The 1091-nt window shown below is 62.9% G+C and carries 1 protein-coding gene; it reads right to left on the reverse strand.

The features are described 5' to 3' along the window. On the reverse strand, positions 1-1060 hold a 1060-nt coding region (locus tag AC2FNC_RS20820; protein ID WP_496716588.1), incomplete at its 3' end, for a protoporphyrinogen/coproporphyrinogen oxidase. Positions 1061-1091: the final 31 nt, after the last annotated feature.

A 1091-nucleotide genomic window follows, 5' to 3' on the forward strand; every position in this document is an offset into this window, starting at 1 on the left:
GTTCGGCGCACAGCACGGTGACGCCTTTTGGCGTGCCGCTGGCGTTATAGTTCTTGGGTTCTGACATCCGACTGATCGGGATCGAGAGTTCCGGGAAGTAATGTGCATCGAACTCGGTGAACTGGTCGGTCTCCAGCACCAGGTACAGCAGGATCATGCCCCGGAAGCGGATCGCGCGAGCCGCCTCGACCACCTCTGCCGGAGGGTCGCCGATCAGGCGCGTCAGCCCGGTCAGCGGGATGGTCGACAGGATCAGATCGCCAGTCAGGTGCCGTTCGTCCTCGCCTTCGCGGATCGTCAGGCCGGTGATGCGGTTGCCGTCCCGTTCGATGGCAGTGATTTCGGTGTTGAACAGGAAGGTGGCGCCGTTGGCTTCGGCACTGTTGCGCATCGCGTCCGAGATTTGCCCGAACCCCTTGCGCGGATAAAAGAACCGACCCGCCGTTTCGCTGCGCAGCCCCGGCAGCAGGCGCAGCATCTTCATCAGGATCTTGCCGACCGATCCACTGCCGACCCGGCGCTCGGCCAGTTTCACGGCTAGCTTGTCCGGATCCAGACCCCACAGCTTGCGTACGTAAGGGAAATAGAAATTGTCCGAAATCGTCGGTCCCAGCCCGTCATAGAGCACGGTCGAGAACGTCTCGGGGCCTTCGCTTTTCTTGCGGAAGGGCTTCAGCGCCATGTCCCCGATCAGCGACGCGGCAAAGGGTTTGGGCAGGCGTAACAGCGCATCGGTCAGTTTCAGCGGAAAGTGAATCCATTTGCCCCCCAGCCGGATGCGCCCATGGCGGGGGCGCAGCAGCAAGTCGTCCCCCAGCAGGGCTTTTACATCGGCCAGAACCTCGGGCTCGGCCGCCGGATGAAACCGGTGCGAGCCATAGTCGCAGATCACACCTTCGACCGGGAACGAGGCCGAATTGCCGCCCGCAACAGGCGCACGTTCGATCACGGTGACCTTGGCCTGCCCGGTCAGGGCATGGGCAGCGGCCAGACCAGCCGGTCCGGCGCCGAGGATGATGATTTCAGGCTTGTCGCCATTGGGTCGGGAAACATCCGTCACTTGCACTCTTCCTTCTGGGAACTTGCCGGGG

The organism is Ruegeria sp. BHSA123 (assembly GCF_059613425.1).